The 17091-nt window shown below is 39.0% G+C and carries 14 protein-coding genes; 7 read left to right on the forward strand and 7 right to left on the reverse strand.

The window, feature by feature from the left end; all coding sequences use genetic code 11:
• Nucleotides 1-181 precede the first annotated feature (181 nt).
• A complete protein-coding gene (locus MWU56_RS02850; protein ID WP_247042036.1) occupies nucleotides 182-1516 on the forward strand; it encodes a serine hydrolase domain-containing protein in 1335 nt (444 codons plus the stop codon).
• 713 nt (nucleotides 1517-2229) lie between these two features.
• Here the strand turns inward: MWU56_RS02850 and MWU56_RS02855 are convergent.
• Nucleotides 2230-3072 carry a 1,4-dihydroxy-2-naphthoyl-CoA synthase gene (locus MWU56_RS02855; RefSeq protein ID WP_247042038.1) on the reverse strand — a complete coding sequence of 281 codons (843 nt, stop codon included), beginning with the start codon at nucleotides 3070-3072 and terminating at the stop codon, nucleotides 2230-2232.
• 172 nt (nucleotides 3073-3244) lie between these two features.
• Between MWU56_RS02855 and MWU56_RS02860 the strand changes: the two genes are divergently transcribed.
• Entirely contained in the window at nucleotides 3245-4252 is a 1008-nt protein-coding gene (locus tag MWU56_RS02860) for a carbon-nitrogen hydrolase family protein (protein WP_247042041.1), read from the forward strand.
• A 49-nt stretch (nucleotides 4253-4301) separates the two neighbouring features.
• Here MWU56_RS02860 and MWU56_RS02865 read toward each other — a convergent pair whose 3' ends face one another.
• Complete coding sequence (locus MWU56_RS02865; RefSeq protein ID WP_247042043.1) at nucleotides 4302-4625, reverse strand: hypothetical protein; 324 nt, start codon at nucleotides 4623-4625, stop codon at nucleotides 4302-4304.
• Nucleotides 4626-4959: 334 nt separating this feature from the next.
• Between MWU56_RS02865 and MWU56_RS02870 the strand changes: the two genes are divergently transcribed.
• The 4 genes from MWU56_RS02870 to MWU56_RS02885 all read left to right on the forward strand — a co-directional run bounded on the left by MWU56_RS02870 (nucleotide 4960) and on the right by MWU56_RS02885 (nucleotide 8595).
• Nucleotides 4960-5160, forward strand: coding sequence for a hypothetical protein (locus MWU56_RS02870; protein ID WP_247042045.1), 201 nt, complete (start codon nucleotides 4960-4962; stop codon nucleotides 5158-5160).
• A 62-nt stretch (nucleotides 5161-5222) separates the two neighbouring features.
• Nucleotides 5223-5846 carry a class I SAM-dependent methyltransferase gene (locus MWU56_RS02875; protein ID WP_247042047.1) on the forward strand — a complete coding sequence of 208 codons (624 nt, stop codon included), beginning with the start codon at nucleotides 5223-5225 and terminating at the stop codon, nucleotides 5844-5846.
• A gap of 137 nt (nucleotides 5847-5983) precedes the next feature.
• Nucleotides 5984-6568, forward strand: coding sequence for a porin family protein (locus MWU56_RS02880; protein ID WP_247042049.1), 585 nt, complete (start codon nucleotides 5984-5986; stop codon nucleotides 6566-6568).
• A 266-nt stretch (nucleotides 6569-6834) separates the two neighbouring features.
• Nucleotides 6835-8595, forward strand: coding sequence for a serine hydrolase (locus MWU56_RS02885; protein ID WP_247042050.1), 1761 nt, complete (start codon nucleotides 6835-6837; stop codon nucleotides 8593-8595).
• Nucleotides 8596-8745: 150 nt separating this feature from the next.
• Here MWU56_RS02885 and MWU56_RS02890 read toward each other — a convergent pair whose 3' ends face one another.
• The 5 genes from MWU56_RS02890 to MWU56_RS02910 form a co-directional block, all read right to left on the reverse strand.
• Nucleotides 8746-9174, reverse strand: coding sequence for a peptidylprolyl isomerase (locus tag MWU56_RS02890; protein ID WP_247042058.1), 429 nt, complete (start codon nucleotides 9172-9174; stop codon nucleotides 8746-8748).
• A gap of 205 nt (nucleotides 9175-9379) precedes the next feature.
• A complete protein-coding gene (locus MWU56_RS02895) occupies nucleotides 9380-10921 on the reverse strand; it encodes a S8 family peptidase (RefSeq protein WP_247042060.1) in 1542 nt (513 codons plus the stop codon).
• Between the two features lie 459 nt (nucleotides 10922-11380).
• On the reverse strand, nucleotides 11381-13393 hold the full coding sequence (locus tag MWU56_RS02900; protein ID WP_247042067.1) for a M13 family metallopeptidase: 2013 nt from the start codon (nucleotides 13391-13393) through the stop codon (nucleotides 11381-11383).
• A 128-nt stretch (nucleotides 13394-13521) separates the two neighbouring features.
• Nucleotides 13522-13839: a DUF6515 family protein gene (locus MWU56_RS02905; RefSeq protein WP_317236525.1), complete on the reverse strand. Its 318-nt coding sequence runs from the start codon at nucleotides 13837-13839 to the stop codon at nucleotides 13522-13524.
• 271 nt (nucleotides 13840-14110) lie between these two features.
• Complete coding sequence (locus MWU56_RS02910) at nucleotides 14111-14692, reverse strand: YdeI/OmpD-associated family protein (RefSeq protein WP_247042071.1); 582 nt, start codon at nucleotides 14690-14692, stop codon at nucleotides 14111-14113.
• A gap of 128 nt (nucleotides 14693-14820) precedes the next feature.
• On the opposite strand from MWU56_RS02910, the gene MWU56_RS02915 reads away from it, so the two are divergent.
• Complete coding sequence (locus MWU56_RS02915) at nucleotides 14821-17016, forward strand: transferrin receptor-like dimerization domain-containing protein (RefSeq protein ID WP_247042073.1); 2196 nt, start codon at nucleotides 14821-14823, stop codon at nucleotides 17014-17016.
• The last annotated feature ends 75 nt before the right edge of the window (nucleotides 17017-17091 follow it).

Here is a 17091-nt window from a genome sequence, read left to right on the forward strand (position 1 = left end):
TTTATTATTGCTATCATCTTCTCGTTGGCAGAAAAATAGAAGTCGAAGTGAAATTATTTGCCATAACCTTCTCGTACATTAATTTAAATTCCCTGTACCTTTCTTCAATGATCATTCCAATGTTGGACATGTATAAATGTTTATATTTAGCTGCAGAAAGTTACAAATACATACTATAACCATGAAACTACTTAAGCGTGTTTTGCTACTCCTACTTGTTGTAATTGGAGTGGTCTTCTATTTCAACTACCCCAAATTAAACATTATTTCCGGTTATGCCGCCAAAAACATGGCTTCCGGAGTTTATGTAGCCCATCGCTCCTCAGCCAGCTTAAACCAATATGATAATAATGCTCCGTTGATCGAACTTGCTTCTACGGAGGTTAATGAGACTGAAAAATCGGCATCCTCTACTGTCTATGGCCTTATGAAACGTACGGCGGTATATCGTGAAGGGTTGGGTGCTGTTTTGATCAATGATGATTATGACCCGAATGAACTCGCCATTCGTCCCAACAGAAAGCAGGATATGGACACCATCCCGTATCCCTACGGACAAGCCGCTCCTTTGGATACCATTCTGCCAGAAGTTGATATGAATCAAATAAATAAGGCTATGGCCATGGCTTTCGCTAACCCAGAAACCCAAAAGACAAGAACCCTGCTCATATTATATAAGGGACACCTGATTGCTGAAAAATATATTGATGGTTTTGACAAGAACACACCGATCTTAGGGTGGTCAATGACCAAAAGTGTATTGGCAACCTATTTCGGCATCTTGGAGCACCAAGGAAAATTGGAAATGGAATGGCCCGCACCGATAGCTGAATGGAAAGATGACGAACGGCAGAACATTACACTGAACCATTTGCTCCGCATGCAAAGCAGTCTGGCTTGGGAAGAAGACTATACCGGTATTTCGGATGTAACGAGAATGTTGTTTTTGGATAGCGACATGACCTTGGCACAACGGAACAAAAAAGCCGTTGCCAAGCCTACAGAAATATGGAACTATTCTTCGGGAACCACAAATTTATTATCAGGAATACTCAGACAGCAGTTTAGAAGTCACCAAGAATATTTAAACTTTCCCTACACTTCTTTAATTGATAAAATAGGGATGTATTCCATGATTATGGAGACGGATATTGCCGGGAACTATGTAGGTTCATCCTATGCATGGGCCAATACTCGGGATTGGGCCCGCTTTGGGCAACTTTATTTGGATGAAGGTACTTGGAACGGAGAGCAATTGTTCGATTCAAGTTGGGTGGACTACATTACCACCCCAACTGCCCATTCAAATGGTACCTACGGAGCCCATTTTTGGTTAAACGCCGAAGGAAAATACCCGGATGTTCCCAAAGACTTGTTTTCGTGCAATGGTTTTGAGGGACAACATGTTTTTGTAATTCCTTCCAAAGATTTGGTCGTTGTACGAACCGGATTGGCCGAAGAACCACATTTTGATGCAAATGAAGTATTGTCAAACATCGTAAAAGCAGTACCATAAATCGGTGACATGTACTAAAATGTAACAAAAACCACAGAATATAAGCCCTTCACAACAATATTTTTGAAGATAGTAACCCTAGTGATACTTTTACCATGTAATAAAAAACGAAGTAATTTTTTCATTTTCATATAGTGTTCTCGTAAAAGAGTCCTGACCCAAGTGGCAGGGCTCTTTTCTATTTGGGGCTATTTTGAATTTTTCTAGACTTACACGAATTCCTCCAATTAGTTCAAGAACTGAGGTCATAGACAATAGAAAGACTTCTTTGCTTTGTCAGGCTGTGCTTAGCGAAGAATCTCCATGTTACTATAGATTCTTCAGTCGTTACACTCCTTCAGAATGATAGAAAATGGCCAAAAAATCACAAAAAACAAGAGGCTGACAACAGCTAAACATCACTTCACAACAATATTTTTGAAGATAGTAACCCTAGTGATACTTTTACCATGTAATAAAAAACGAAGTAATTTTTTCATTTTCATATAGTGTTCTCGTAAAAGAGTCCTGACCCAAGTGGCAGGGCTCTTTTCTATTTAGGACTATTCTAAACTTATAGCCTGAGATGTATTCTACGAATCACACTATCTAATCCCGTGTCATTCAAGGTTTGGCGAAGCACCTCTTCCTGAATAAAACTAAATAGAATCTTCAGTCGCTTCACTCCTTCAGAATGACAACAACTCATTGTAAATTGCTAATTGAGCATTGATCTACGGAATCCAATTGTCCTTGCCAAAATCGGGCTTACGCTTTTCTAAAAATGCATTTCTACCCTCCTTGGCCTCATCGGTCATATAAGCCAAACGTGTAGCTTCGCCTGCAAACACTTGTTGCCCCACCATGCCATCATCGGTAAGGTTCATGGCAAATTTTAGCATTTTAATGGATGTTGGGGATTTGGCCAATACTTCCTGAGCCCATTGATATGCTGTATCTTCCAATTCGTCATGTGGGATTACTGCGTTCACCATGCCCATCTCATACGCTTCTTGTGCGGAATAATTTCTTCCCAAAAAGAAAATTTCACGAGCTTTTTTCTGTCCTACCATTTTAGCGAGATACGCAGAACCATATCCACCATCAAAACTGGTTACATCGGCATCGGTTTGTTTAAAAATGGCGTGTTCTTTACTGGCAAGTGTCATATCGCATACCACATGCAGGCTATGCCCTCCCCCAACGGCCCATCCGGGCACTACGGCAATCACCACTTTGGGCATAAAACGGATGAGTCGTTGTACCTCCAAAATATTCAAACGGTGATACCCATCATCTCCAACATAACCTTTGTGTCCCCGTGCTTTTTGGTCGCCACCGCTACAGAATGCCCATTTACCATCTTTGGAAGAAGGTCCTTCACCAGAAAGCAAAACCACTCCAATCGAAGCATCTTCTTGCGCATCGTAAAATGCTTTATAAAGTTCGCTGGTGGTCTTTGGTCGGAATGCATTGCGTACATCTGGACGATTGAAAGCAATACGGGCAACACCGTTACATTTTTTATAGGTAATATCCTCAAATTCCATGGCGGTCTGCCAGTTGGGTGATTCCATAATTCATTTTTTTGTTGTCCCACAAAATAACGGAAAATCTATGTTATGACCATCGATGATAGATTGGTTTAGCACATTAAGGTTCCAAAATACTATCTTTAATGCTGTTCTATATCCCTTAGAATAAAAAGGGATGAACAAGTTTTTAACCTTGGTATAAATTTTAAAAAAAATGAAAGAATCGATTATAGAAACCGCTGAACTTAAAGTTGCGTTGGCACAGATTGCCCCTGTTTGGCTCAACAAGGAGAAAACAATTGAAAAAGTAAAATCCTATATTGTTGAAGCCGGAGAAAACAACTGCGAACTTATTGTTTTTGGTGAAGCATTGTTGCCAGGTTATCCCTTTTGGGTTTCAATTACCAACGGGAGTGAGTTCGATTCCGACTATCAGAAAAAATTATTTGCGCATTATGCCAACAATTCGGTTCAAATTGAAAATGGTGATTTGGATGAACTATGTTCATTGGCGAAAAATAATAATATTGCCGTGTATTTGGGTATAATTGAAAGACCTAAAAACCGAGGTGGACATAGCCTGTATTGCTCTTTGGTGTATATTGATGCAACTGGCGCCATAAAATCTGTACACAGAAAATTACAGCCCACATACGAGGAACGACTCGTTTGGTCTCCCGGTGATGGCAACGGTTTGCAAACCCATGCTTTAAAGCAATTCACCGTAGGAGGGTTAAACTGTTGGGAAAATTGGATGCCATTACCAAGGACAGCGCTCTATGGATTGGGAGAAAACCTGCACATTGCAGTTTGGCCTGGCTCGGATTATAACACAAAAGATATAACGCGGTTTATTGCAAGAGAAGCTCGTTCCTATGTCATATCTGTTTCAAGTTTATTGAGCAAATCGGATATTACTCCTGATATACCAGGTTATGAAAGAATAATCGAAAACGCCCCAGATGTTTTGGGCAATGGAGGTTCTTGCATTGCGTCTCCCTCAGGTGAATGGGCTTTGGAACCCGTTATTGGCAAAGAAGGTCTCATTATGTCCACATTGGATTTTAATAAGGTGTTGGAAGAACGACATAATTTTGATCCCGTAGGACATTACTCCAGGCCAGATATTACAAAGTTGTCAGTGAACAGGGACAGACAATCAGTTCTGGAAATTACGAATGAACAGGTCAACAATACAATAACGAGTAACAAAGACGAATAATATCATATTTGCCCATGCCATTACAGGTCTCTTTTTCTTACCATTAGTTTTACATCCGCAAACACTCAGCAAACCTAGGGCAAATGAGGGGCAACAATACCCATACATGGATAAAAAACAATACAATAAACAGTAATCCGATAATCAACGCATGGCTTATGTAAACTTCATCGCCTTCTGGTTTTATTTTGGGCCATAACAATCCAAAAGCTCCTGTAACAAATAATAAAAAGGGTACTCCTGAGAAGAATACTAGAAATTGTAAGCCCAATTGGTCTTTCATGGTGCCATAAATGATAAAACCAATAATTAAGGACAGTACAATCAATATCCAGAATATGCTTTTCGTTGAATTTTTATTTTGATTTCCCATTACATATAAGGTTTAGAATTATTTTTCTATAAAATTATCTTATTGACTTTGGTTTTTAAGTGATTAAGATCAGTCCACCTCATTTATTTGGATTATTATCAATTTTGATAAGACGTGAGGATGAATCCAAAACATATAAATGCAACAACCTATATATCAACATGTTAATATTGAATTTGCTGGCCCATAGGTATGATATGAGCATCAGAGCACTAATTTTCATATCCACGTACCATGTTTTTCTCTCGATTGTTTTATTGATTGGATTATGGTACTTGGTCATCACCCGAAAAATAAACCCGGATAATTATTTTAAACATCAAATGCCCCCGTTTTGTTTATCAATTTAGATGTTGAATCCAATAAAGGAAGTGTGCAAATTACAGCAAACCTTGACAATAATTATCGTAGTACGTCAATGGGTATAATTCGCTACTCCATAAATTATGGCTACACACTTTACAATGATGAATATTCCTTTGAGGTTGATGAAAACAGTACTTTTAAATTAAAACAACTCCAAAACCATAGGTGAGTAAATTGATTTTTAAAGCCCGTTGAATTGATGTAATTTTAAAGATAAAATCAATTTGTTTAATGGACAACGATTGGCTACAAATGTGGAATACCCGTTTTGGGAAAGAAGAATATGCTTACGGGACGGAACCGAATCAATATTTAAAGAAACAGCTCAAACATCTTAAACCAGGTTCAATCCTGTTTCCCGCAGAAGGTGAAGGAAGAAATGCCGTTTATGCAGCTCTATTGAAATGGCAAGTTTCAGCCTTTGACATCAGTGAGGCGGGCAAGCTTAAAGCCATTAAACTCGCAGAGCAAAAACAGGTATCCATTGATTACAAAATAGGCGAATTGCCCCAATTGGATTTTCAACCATCGCAGTTTGATGCTATTGCCCTTATTTACGCCCACTTCCCTCCCAATATCCGGTCACGATACCATAAATTGTTGAGCAGCTATCTTAAAACAGGAGGTGTCATTATTTTTGAAGGATTTAGCAAAGCACATTTGGAATATAAAAAAAACAACCCAAAAATTGGAGGTCCAGGGAACTTGGACTATTTATTTTCCATTGAAGAATTAAAATCTGATTTTAAAGATTATGAAATTTTAGAACTCAAACAAACTACAATCGAACTCAACGAAGGTGATGGACATGTGGGTACAGGTTCCGTTATCCGCTTTGTAGGTAAAAAGAAGTAGTAAAACCCTTATTTAATTAGTTCATTGATATACAGGGTGCTAATTTTTAGCGTCAATAATTCTAGGGTATGCATCAACAAGGGGCGTATGACCGCGCTATTTTCGTGATGGATTAGAAACCCCAAAATTTTTATATCATGAAAAAGAATTTAATACTATTAGGTATCCTCTTTACAGGACTTACCTCTTTTGCCCAGAATACAAACAATGTACAATTAGGTGCACGTGGTGGTGCTAATTTCGCAACCGTAGCTGGTGATGATTATGATAGCCCAGATTCAAGGACTTCATTTTATCTTGGTCTGGTGGCCGAGGCACCATTGTCCGATCATGTATCCTTACAGCCAGAGGTGTTTTATTCGGCACAAGGTTTTGATATAACCGATGAGCCCGATACGCCAGATGCACAATTTCAGGTGGATTACATACAAGTACCGGTACTTTTGAAATTTTACATCGCAGATGGACTCAATATACAAGCAGGGCCACAATTCGGTTTCAAAGTAAATGAAGAATTGGATTTTAACCCGGGTGAAGATTCCGGTGATTTTGATTCAGATTCCATCAATAGCTTTGATTTTCAAGGTACTGCTGGTGTAGAATACAAATTTGCATCTGGATTTTTTATCCAAGGAAGATATTCCTACGGATTTTCAGAAATGATTGAGGATGTGGACATCCACAACTCCGTATTTTCTGCTGGTCTAGGATTTATGTTCTAACAGCATATTAAAAATTATTGAAAAAGAAAATGAAGAGCTCCATCTGCCTCGGTAGGATGGAGTTTTTTTATGCAATAGCTTTAAATTTAAGCTTTGCTAGGTATTCTTAAATTATAAGCTTAAGTTAATGTTCAGAAAAGTATTTCTTCAAAAAAGATGGTTGAAAGGGTTGTTTTTACTGAGTATGACACAAAGGTGACATCTAAATGTCGTGGCGCTGTCGTGCCTACGCAGATACCTTTGTTCGTGAATTTAAATCAAAAATCATGAGCAATACATCAATTGGAGAACGACTCAAGTATCAAAGAAAAATCAAGGGATATTCCCAAGAGGAACTCGCCCACAGAACCAATGTTACCGTGCGTACCATTCAACGAATCGAAAAAGAAGAGGTATCCCCGCACTTAAACACAGTTAAATTATTGGCGGTTGCTTTGGAGGTAGAAGTGGATGAACTTTTTCCTTTGGATAACCCTAAGGAAGAAACAGTTAAAAAGAAATGGCTGCTTTTAATGCATGCCACTCCGTTGATAGGGATATTTTTTCCAGTATTGAATGTGCTCATCCCATTATTTTTATGGATTCATAAGCGAGAAGACAATCCAATATATAACGAACATGGTATCAAGGTAATCAACTTTCAAATTACTGTACTTATTTTGGCTGTTTTATCGTTTGTAAGTTTGATGACCATCGAAAAATGGGGATTCATCATTTTTATTTCTGTTGTTCCCATATGCATAGGAATCATTATTTTCAACAGTATCTACGTGGTACAAAAAAACAAGTGTTACTACCCTTTTTCCATCCCGTTTTTACGTTTGAAAAAGTATAAAACATTTAGTTTATTGCTCATGATGGGCATATCACTACTTTGTAGTTGTTCAGGCCCAACACAGGAAACCATTGAACGCCTGGACGGTTCGATGATTACAAAAGATACCGTAACCAAAAAGATTGATCAGTTAATGACAGATGCCGAAGTATTCGGTTTGGCGGTATCCATTTTTGATGACAACCAACCCGTTTACCAAAAAGTTTTCGGCTATAAAGATTATCCAAATAAAGTGCACATGACGGATTCAACCAATATATATGGTGCATCGTTTAGTAAGGCTGTGTTTGGAGTTTTAGTAATGAAATTGGTAGAAGAAGGTGTTATTGACCTAGATACTCCATTGGAATCCTATTTGCCCAAAAAACTGTATGAATATGAGCCGCGGACCCGTTGGCATGATGATTTTTCAAGTTTAAAAGAAGATACACTTTACCATATAATAACCGCTAGAATGTGTTTGGACCATACCACCGGGTTTAAAAACTATAGATGGTTCGAGGACGATTACAAACTAAGGATACATAATGAACCAGGAACCAAGTTTGGCTATAGCGGTGAGGGTTTTATATACTTACAGGTAGTTTTGGAGAAACTGACCGGTAAGGGATTGGAAGAACTTGCCCAAGAAAACATTTTTAAACCTCTGGGCATGAAAAATTCTGCTTATGAATGGAAAACAAGGTTCGATAAGGATTTTGCCCTTGGACACAATGAAAACGCAGAAGCACTTAAAAAAGATAAAGATAATGAACCCAGAGGTGGTGGAACGTTAGAAACTACAGCAGAAGACTATACCAAATTCTTGACTGCAGTACTCAATCAAAAGTTGATAAGTAAAACATCCTATGATGAAATATTTAGCCCACATATTCGAATATGGGGAGAAAAACAATTTGGGGAAGCTGCCAATATGATCAGTCATAAATACGATAGCATCAATTTAAGTTATGGTTTAGGTTGGGGCTATTTTGAAACGCCTCATGGAAAAGCTGTTTTCAAAGAAGGACATGGCAGTGGTTTTGTGCATCATTCCGTGCTTTTTCCAGAGTCTGGAAAAGGAATTATGATCATGACCAATTTCGAACGTGGCAATAGTATTTTCAAGGAATTGTTGGAAGTCACCCTAAAAGATATCTACACCCCATGGGAATGGGAGCATTATATACCTTACTCCCAAATCCTTGAATAAACTAGACTAAATCCATATACACATAATAAAACAACATAACTTGGTTGGATTACTAAATAATAGTACCATATAGTTTACCGTTAGTAAATGGATAAAAAAAACGCCTTATCAAATTAATGACAAGGCGTTTTTTCCTATAAAAATCTTATCTTAAAGTATTTCAACCACTTCAAGGTCAAACACTAAATCTTGTCCGGCCAAAGGATGGTTCGCATCTATAATAATGTCTTCTTCCTCTACCTTGGCAACTCTAAATTGTTGTTCCTGTCCTTCTGCATTGGCACCGACCAACCCCATTCCAACTTCTGGTTTAAGGTCTTCAGGCAATTGAGACTTGGATACTTTCTGAAAAAGCGCTTCATTCACCTCTCCATACGCCTCCTGTTTATCAATGGTAATGGTCTTCTTTTCGTTCACGGCCATATCAATAAGTCCCTTCTCAAATCCAGGGATAAGTTGACCTTCACCCAACTTTATTTCTAACGGTTCTCTTTCCAATGAGCTGTCAAAAACCTGCCCATCAGTTAGTTTTCCCGTGTAATGTACTTTTACAGTATCGCTTTCTTTTACTTTACTCATAAATTTAGTTTACAGTTTTAAAATCAAAACGTTGCAAATATATGAGGTATAAAATGGTTCAACGAAAAAGTTGCCATCCGTTTTCTCTAAATACTATTTTTATACTCCTGTTACCTTGAAGTCATAAGCATACTGTACTTAAGGTTGATACCTTTATTTCAACTGAGGTTTTGTTATATTTTTGGACGTTTTTAAGACAGCGTATTTATTTTGATTTTGGATTTATTACAGCGTTCACTGCATCGTATGCATTAATAAATCCATGACCACTTTGATAGTCAAATCCGGGGTCGCCAATATCTTCGGCAATACTTAGCAAGATGGACTTGATTTCCCAAGGCAATAAATCGGGGTTTGCTGATAACATTAACGATACAATACCTGCCGTATGTGGACCGGCCAATGAATTTCCACTGGCCATATTCAATAGTTTACCTTCGGGATCTACACAGGGTACTTTGTAGTTTATTGTGGTAAAATCCGGTTTGTTCACCAGACCTTCTCTGTAATATGCTGTGTTCCATTCCACTGGACCTTGACTGCTAAAAGCAGGTCTCTGTCCATCTTCACCAATTCCTGCCACTCCCAAAACCGCATTGGGTATATCCTCTGGATTTCGCATTTGTACCGGTATTGGCGCAAAACTATTGCCTGCGGCAAAATTTCCAGCCCCAGAAATAAATACCACACCACATAGGGTGCCTTGTTCTAAAATTTTTCTCCAATGTGTTCTATATTCTCCTAAATTTGGATGAGAAAAACTCATGCTATACGTGTCGGCTCCTTGTTCAATGGCCCATTCTATAGCATCCTCAATATGGTTGACTCCAATTAGTGGAGCCCAGTTAGCACCAGGGGCCACACCTATAGCTTTTTTAGTTCCGGTTTCATATGTTCCAACAATCATTGCGGCACATAAATTTCCATGTATATTGGTAGCCCGGCGAATATTCGGCTCATTTAGATTAGCCTTACCCTGATCAAAATGAAAACCATGGTAATCATCAATATATCCGTTGCCATCATCATCTATCCCATTACCCGGTATTTCCCCTTTATTAGTGTAAATATTTGAGGCCAATGGGGGAATGTCCAATTTAAAGCCAGAATCGTGTACCACGTTCAGTACACCCTTACCAGTAATACCAAACTCGTCCCAGACCTCTGGAGCTCTTATTTTTTCAATGTTCCAAGGGTAAGATTCTACCTCTTTGGGATTAAAATTGGAAACCGGTATACTTTCCAAATATTCTGGCCCCATATTATTGCCTTTCGGGACTATTGAGGGTTGTTTTTTAAAAATAAATGCTACATTTTCCAATTTTTTGAGAGCGGCAATACCTTCTGGCGCAACATTACAACTAAACCCACTGATAATCCAATGTTGGTTGATATTGGTCAACACCCCAGATTGTTCCATTGCTTTTAGCTTTGATTCAACTTTACCGAAGGCCATATTGCTGATTTCTTTCAAAGTAGAGGTCACCTCAGAACGTAGTTCCAATCTTTTCCTACCTTTAAATTCTTTGGTTTTTTTCAAGTATGAATCTGCATTTTCCAAGTATTGATCTTTAAACCATACTACTACGGATTGTGTTCCGTCTGCAGGGTCATAGGCGGAATCTACCCAAACATTTTCTATTTCGGTTTGCACTTTTCCTCCCCATTGAGATTGCTGGGAAGAGACTATAAATGAACTAAATAATAAAATAGCCCCTAAAATCACGGGTAATTTTGACTGCTTCATCTACTTTTACTTTACTCAAAAAATGTTTTGTTAAATTCCACAAACTTTACAAATATATAAGGCATATAGTAGTTCTCCGAAAAAGTAGCACTTTGCTTTCCATAAAATAATCGTTGTTACAAATTCGTAAAAAATGCATTACATCACAATGCACAATTGTTTCTTAGTTAATAGATTTTCTACGGACGGATACATGGCTTTCTTTAGATGTTGGCCAAGATGGTAAAAACCATCATTTTTGATATGGAGGGAGACCTGCACCAACCCTATAAAAATATGGAATGAAGAAAAAAGAGGCTGTCTAAAATAAATATCGATTTTCGTCAACCTGAACTTGTTTCAGGTTCTCATAATTAGTTATTTGCCAATATGATGGGATTCTGAAACAAGTTCAGAATGACGTATTTAAATACTTTTTAGACAGCCTCTTTTTATATAACTGAATTAAAGGAAACTTGTTTACCAAATTTTAATTCGCTCCTCCTCTGATTTGTAATTAGCTTCCCCTGGTTTTACATCAAAAGTTTCGTAGAAAGGTGTAAAGTTCATCAAGGGACCGTTTACTCTCCATATTGCGGGCGAATGAGAATTGGTATTTACATAATTCCGCATAAATTCATCCCGTGTCTTAACCCTCCAAATCCGTGCGATGGACATAAAAAAGCGCTCGTCAGGGGTATATCCGTTTATTTTTACCGTATCCTGCCCTTGCTCGGTCATTTTAAATGCGTCATACGCAATAGAAATACCTCCATTGTCGGCAGTATTTTCACCAATGGTCATAGCACCCTTAATATGTACCGTATCCAATACGGTGTAAGAACTATAACGGTCAATGAGCTGTTGTGTCTTTTCCTTAAATTTCTTCAAATCAGTATCGGTCCACCAGTTTTTCAAGTTTCCTTCTCCATCATACTGAGAACCATTATCATCAAAAGCATGGGTGAGCTCATGTCCTATCACCATTCCAATACCACCATAATTCACAGCATCGTCCGCAGCCATATCAAAATATGGAAATTGCAATATCCCCGCAGGAAATACGATTTCGTTGAGCGATGGGTTATAATAAGCAGTTACCGTTGATGGCGTTGTACCCCAAGCATCTTTGTTCGGAGGCTTGTTCAAGTATTTCACATTATATGCGTAGTTATTCTCCTGAAGTGCAACCACATTTTCAAAATAGCGTTCTCTATCAATATCTACATCATATTCCCTCCAAACATCGGGGTATCCAATTTTTTTAGTGATGGCATATAATTTTTCTTTGGCTTTGGCCTTTGTGCTATCGCTCATCCAATCCAATTCTGACATTCTATTTTCAAACGCCTTTTGAAGGTTATTGACCAAATCCAGAACACGCTTTTTGGCAGCTTCATCAAAATAACGCTTCACGTAAAGTTGTCCCAATGCAAAACCTAGGTTCCGATCCACCTGTTGTGCCATTACCTGAGGTCTTGGTTGTTGTTTCGATTGACCCAACAACACTTTATTGTACTCAAAAAGGGCATCTTCAAAAGGTACGCTCAAAAACCGTGAGTAATGATTCAACGTATGAGCTTTTACATAGGTCTTCCAATCTTCTATGGAAACAGCTCCAAGCATTTCATCCAATTTATTATAGTACGCTGGTTGACGCACATTAATGGAGTCCGCACTCAACTCAAGTTTTGCCAACAAATTTTTCCAATCTATGTTAGGGTTCGAGGCCGTAAGCTCCCCTACGGACAATTTATTGTAATTGGCCTGTATGTTTCGTCTTTCTATTCGGGTTTTGTGTGCTTCTGCCAATTGTTTCTCAACAGCATACACAATGTCAGATTTTTGTGCTCCACCCTCAATATCAGCAAGGCCGAACAGTGAAGCTACATACGTTTTATATGCATTTTGAATACCTACGGCAGAAGAATCTGTTTTAAAATAATAAGCGCGATCGGGAAGTCCCAATCCAGATTGACCCGCATGTAAAATATTTATCTGGCTATTTTTATTGTCAGGAGCAACGCGTAGTCCCAAAATGGAGTTGTTTCCTTTTGTAATTTGCTCGGAAACAAAATCCATAAGCTCCCCAACATTGGAAATTCCATCGATTTTTGCCAAAATTGGCTTCAAAGGTTCATATCCTCTTTTATTGAGGGTTGCCGTATCCATTCCAGAGGCAAAGAAATCTCCCACCTTTTGTTCCACAGTACCCTTTGAATGTTCAGCAGCCGAAACTTCTTCTAAAATATTCTGAAGTAGCTGTCTTTGTGGAATGTTCAAAAAGCTATAAGAGCCAACTCCCACTTGATCATCGGCAATTTGAATGGTATCGTACCACTTTTTGTTTACATGATCAAAGAAATTGTCTCCCGGTTTAATGGATTCCGAAATTCCGGTAAAATCTATTTTTGAAGGTTTTTCCGTTTTTTGTTCCTGTTGGCAAGAAACTAAAAGAATAGTCATAATTGCCAAAGCAAAAGTATATTTCATAAGGTTAATTAATTTGCCCCCAATATACTCAATAATAAGCAGCCTTCTTTTAAGTTCTGTTCAAAAAAAATCGGTTGGAATCAACAACACTTGATCATCCAACCGACTTGCTCAATAAATTATACTATTTATAGTTGTATGGTACCCACAACTTCGTAAGCCCTAGCACCATCTACCTGTACTTTTTCATATAATACGTTGGCATATTCATAATATGTATAACCATCTATTTCCACCTTTTCGTACCCTCTTGGCAAGTTGTAAACAATCGTTCCAATTTCTGGTTCTACAACTTCGTATTCATTACCAATATTAATATAGAATATACCTTGATAATTATAATAATTCCTAGTTCCCATTCTTAGCGTTACAAAACCTGGTGGCAAGGCAGAAATTTTGACCCCTGGCCTAGTTTTAATGACTTTTTCATAATTCTGGGATTTAATAGTTCAACTTCTACTAAGATTCTTTCTTGTTGAATCTATATCAAATTTCATCCCAAATGCTCCAAAAAAATGTACGATAGACATACCCTGGAAACTAATCTACCAACTAAGGTATTTTATAGATGTTATTACATCGTTACTTTTTTGATGAAAGGGTTTTGGGGCTTTTATTCACCATATATATAAAGATTTGTCAACTTCTGCTACTTAATTGTGTAGGATGTTAAGGTTTTTGTTGATCCTCAACAACGAACTGCCCATTATACAATGATTATTGTTCGTTATATCCTTTTCCCATAAAAATTTTAGGAATAAACTTTTCAATTCTTGTAACGCGGGTTTTGGATTGTTTTGCCTGCGAAATATGAAGTATATATCCCCGTTGCCTACCTGGGGTCAATGCTTCAAAGGCAGTTTTGAAGGCTTCATCTGCATCCAATTTATTTTGAAGCTCTTTGGGCATATTAAAATCAGACGTTGTTTTCATTTTGACTTCCAATCCTGCCTTTTCAATCTCAATGGCTTCATAAATATAGGCTTTGAGCACTTTTTGCATACTGAATATCTCATCTGTGTGGGTAAACCTGATCTGCCGTGCAGATTGTACATTTTTTGTCTGTTGAACCAAAACACCCTCCGTATCGTTTAACAAAACCCCCTTATGGAACAGTAATGCACAATATTCTTTAAATCCGTGAATCAAAAATATATTGTTGCCTCTATAGGTATAGCATGGCACTCCCCACTTTAGTTCCTCGGTTACACCTGTTTCCAGTGCCAAGGTTCGTAAAGTTCGGAAAGCATCTTTCCATTGTGATGGTTTATCAAAAAAGAAATCAACTTTTGGATTCATCGGTTATCTTTTAACTTGACTGTATTTTTAAATAAAATGCAAATTCTTTAAACATTTAGCATCACTTCTTGCCTTTTTACTTCCAAAATTTCAATCAAACCCTTAAATTTAAGTGCTAATTCAAAACAATGAAAAACAAATTACTTCCTTTACTCCTACTTTTAGGAGTAATCAGCGTTACGGCCCAAGATAAAATTATTGGGTTTAGTGAAAAAGCTTCTGAAGCGCAACAACAACTCGAAGCAAATTACGAAAAACAACTTTCCGCCAACAATTTGGATGAGTGGATGAAACTCATGGCAGCCGAACCCCATTGGGTCGGTACCGAGTACGGTGCAAAGAATGTAAAATGGATGGAAAAGCAATTTAAATCTTGGGGCTATAAGACCCGAGTGGATACTTATGATGTGCTTTTCCCTTATCCCAAAGTGCGTTTATTGGAGCTTACGGCTCCAACCAAGTACACCGCAAAATTGGAGGCCGTTGCCGTGGATGGTGATCCGTACACCGCACAAGGCGATAAATTGCTGCCTAGCTACAATGCCTTCTCCACCGATGGTGATGTAGAAGCCGAACTGGTTTTTGTTAACTATGGTATCCCTAGTGACTACGAGGAATTGGAGAAAATGGGCATCGATGTAAAAGGTAAAATTGTAATTTCTAAATATTACGGTTCTTGGAGAGGAATTAAGCCAAAACTGGCAGCCGAAAAAGGTGCCATTGGTTGTATTATTTATTCCGATCCCGAGGATGATGGCTATGCCCAAGGCGATGTGTACCCCGAGGGTCCCTTTAAAAACAAAACTGGTGTACAGCGTGGTTCGGTTATGGACATGCCGCTCTATCCTGGTGATGTTTTAACTCCAGGTTATGCCGCTACCAAGGATGCCAAGCGTTTAAAGCGTGAAGAAGCGCCTACCATTACCAAGATTCCGGTATTGCCTATTTCGTACGAAGATGCACAACCTTTGTTGGAAGCGTTAAAAGGCCCTGTAGCGCCAGCTTCATGGAGAGGTGCCCTACCCCTCACCTACCACATTGGACCCGGACCTGCCAAAGTGCATTTAAAATTGGAATTTGACTGGCAAATGAAACCTGCCAATAACTTGATAGCTACCTTGGAGGGTGATGAGTTCCCGGATGAGTGGATAATCCGTGGTAACCACCACGATGCATGGGTACACGGTGCCAGCGACCCTGTTAGTGGCATGGTGGCTTTGATGGAAGAGGCCCGTGTAATAGCCAAGATGGCCAAAGAAGGCAACAAACCAAAACGTACCTTAGTGTATTGTGCCTGGGATGCCGAAGAACCGGGACTTATTGGTTCCACCGAATGGGTAGAGGACCATATTCCAGAACTTAAAGAAAAGGCCGTAGCCTATATAAACACCGATGGTAATAGTCGCGGATATTTGGGTGCCGGTGGTTCCCACTCGCTACAGGCCATGGTGAGCCAAGTGGCCGATGCGGTCACCGACCCTCAAAAAGGGGTTTCCGTAGCGGAACGTCGTAAAGCGGCCAATATGATGCGTGGTGGTGACAGTACTTTTAAACTTTCCGCCCTCGGTTCCGGGTCGGATTATACGCCTTTTATACAGCATACCGGTATTGCCTCGTTGAACTTGGGCTACGGCGGTGAAGGTCGTGGTGGGGAATACCACACCATTTATGATACCTATACCCACTATACCCGTTTTAAAGATCCTGGGTTTGATTATGGCGTGGCTTTGGCAAACACGGCAGGACGTATTTCGCTTCGTTTGGCAAATGCCGAGGTATTACCGTTTGAACTGACCCAATGGCACAGCACTATTGAAACTTATTTAGGTGAGGTGATGAAAACTTTGGAAGACATGCGTACCGAAGTAGAAAAGCACAACAAACTGGTAAAACAGGATGCACAACAATTGGTGATGGACCCTAAAAAACCCATAGCACCGGCACAAATGAAGGCAAAAGTTCCCTACTTGGACTTTTCGCCCATACAAAATGTGGTTGCCGATCTAAAGAAAAGTATAGCCGCTTTTTCCAATGCCGATGCACTGCAATTACCCGCCGCCAAAAAGGCACAGCTCAACCAAGAGTTAATGGGGATGGAGCAGGTATTGTTACAGGATAAGGGACTACCCCGCAGGGATTGGTTTAAACACCAGATTTACGCCCCCGGATTTTACACCGGTTATGGGGTAAAAACACTTCCAGGCGTGCGCGAGGCCATTGAACAACAAGAATGGAAAGAAGCACAGGAACAAATTGGGGTATTGGCCACCACCCTTAAGGCTTTTGATGCACAGGTACAAAAACTGAACAGTATTGTGCAGTAATTAATGTATCACTAAAAAGTAAAACCGCCTCTTGCATTAAATTGTGAGGGGCGGTTTTTTATGCCCAAAGGGCAT

The organism is Allomuricauda sp. F6463D (genome assembly GCF_023015965.1).
In the GTDB taxonomy this organism is placed as follows: domain Bacteria; phylum Bacteroidota; class Bacteroidia; order Flavobacteriales; family Flavobacteriaceae; genus Flagellimonas.

Excerpts from the sequence above, each read along its gene's own strand:
- MWU56_RS02865 (WP_247042043.1), bottom strand. The coding sequence starts at position 4,625 with ATGGGAAATCAAAATAAAAATTCAACGAAAAGCATATTCTGGATATTG.
- MWU56_RS02895 (WP_247042060.1), bottom strand. The coding sequence starts at position 10,921 with ATGAAGCAGTCAAAATTACCCGTGATTTTAGGGGCTATTTTATTATTT.
- MWU56_RS02890 (WP_247042058.1), bottom strand. The coding sequence starts at position 9,174 with ATGAGTAAAGTAAAAGAAAGCGATACTGTAAAAGTACATTACACGGGA.
- MWU56_RS02880 (WP_247042049.1), top strand. The coding sequence starts at position 5,984 with ATGAAAAAGAATTTAATACTATTAGGTATCCTCTTTACAGGACTTACC.
- MWU56_RS02900 (WP_247042067.1), bottom strand. The coding sequence starts at position 13,393 with ATGAAATATACTTTTGCTTTGGCAATTATGACTATTCTTTTAGTTTCT.
- MWU56_RS02915 (WP_247042073.1), top strand. The coding sequence starts at position 14,821 with ATGAAAAACAAATTACTTCCTTTACTCCTACTTTTAGGAGTAATCAGC.
- MWU56_RS02875 (WP_247042047.1), top strand. The coding sequence starts at position 5,223 with ATGGACAACGATTGGCTACAAATGTGGAATACCCGTTTTGGGAAAGAA.
- MWU56_RS02885 (WP_247042050.1), top strand. The coding sequence starts at position 6,835 with ATGAGCAATACATCAATTGGAGAACGACTCAAGTATCAAAGAAAAATC.
- MWU56_RS02855 (WP_247042038.1), bottom strand. The coding sequence starts at position 3,072 with ATGGAATCACCCAACTGGCAGACCGCCATGGAATTTGAGGATATTACC.
- MWU56_RS02910 (WP_247042071.1), bottom strand. The coding sequence starts at position 14,692 with ATGAATCCAAAAGTTGATTTCTTTTTTGATAAACCATCACAATGGAAA.
- MWU56_RS02860 (WP_247042041.1), top strand. The coding sequence starts at position 3,245 with ATGAAAGAATCGATTATAGAAACCGCTGAACTTAAAGTTGCGTTGGCA.
- MWU56_RS02850 (WP_247042036.1), top strand. The coding sequence starts at position 182 with ATGAAACTACTTAAGCGTGTTTTGCTACTCCTACTTGTTGTAATTGGA.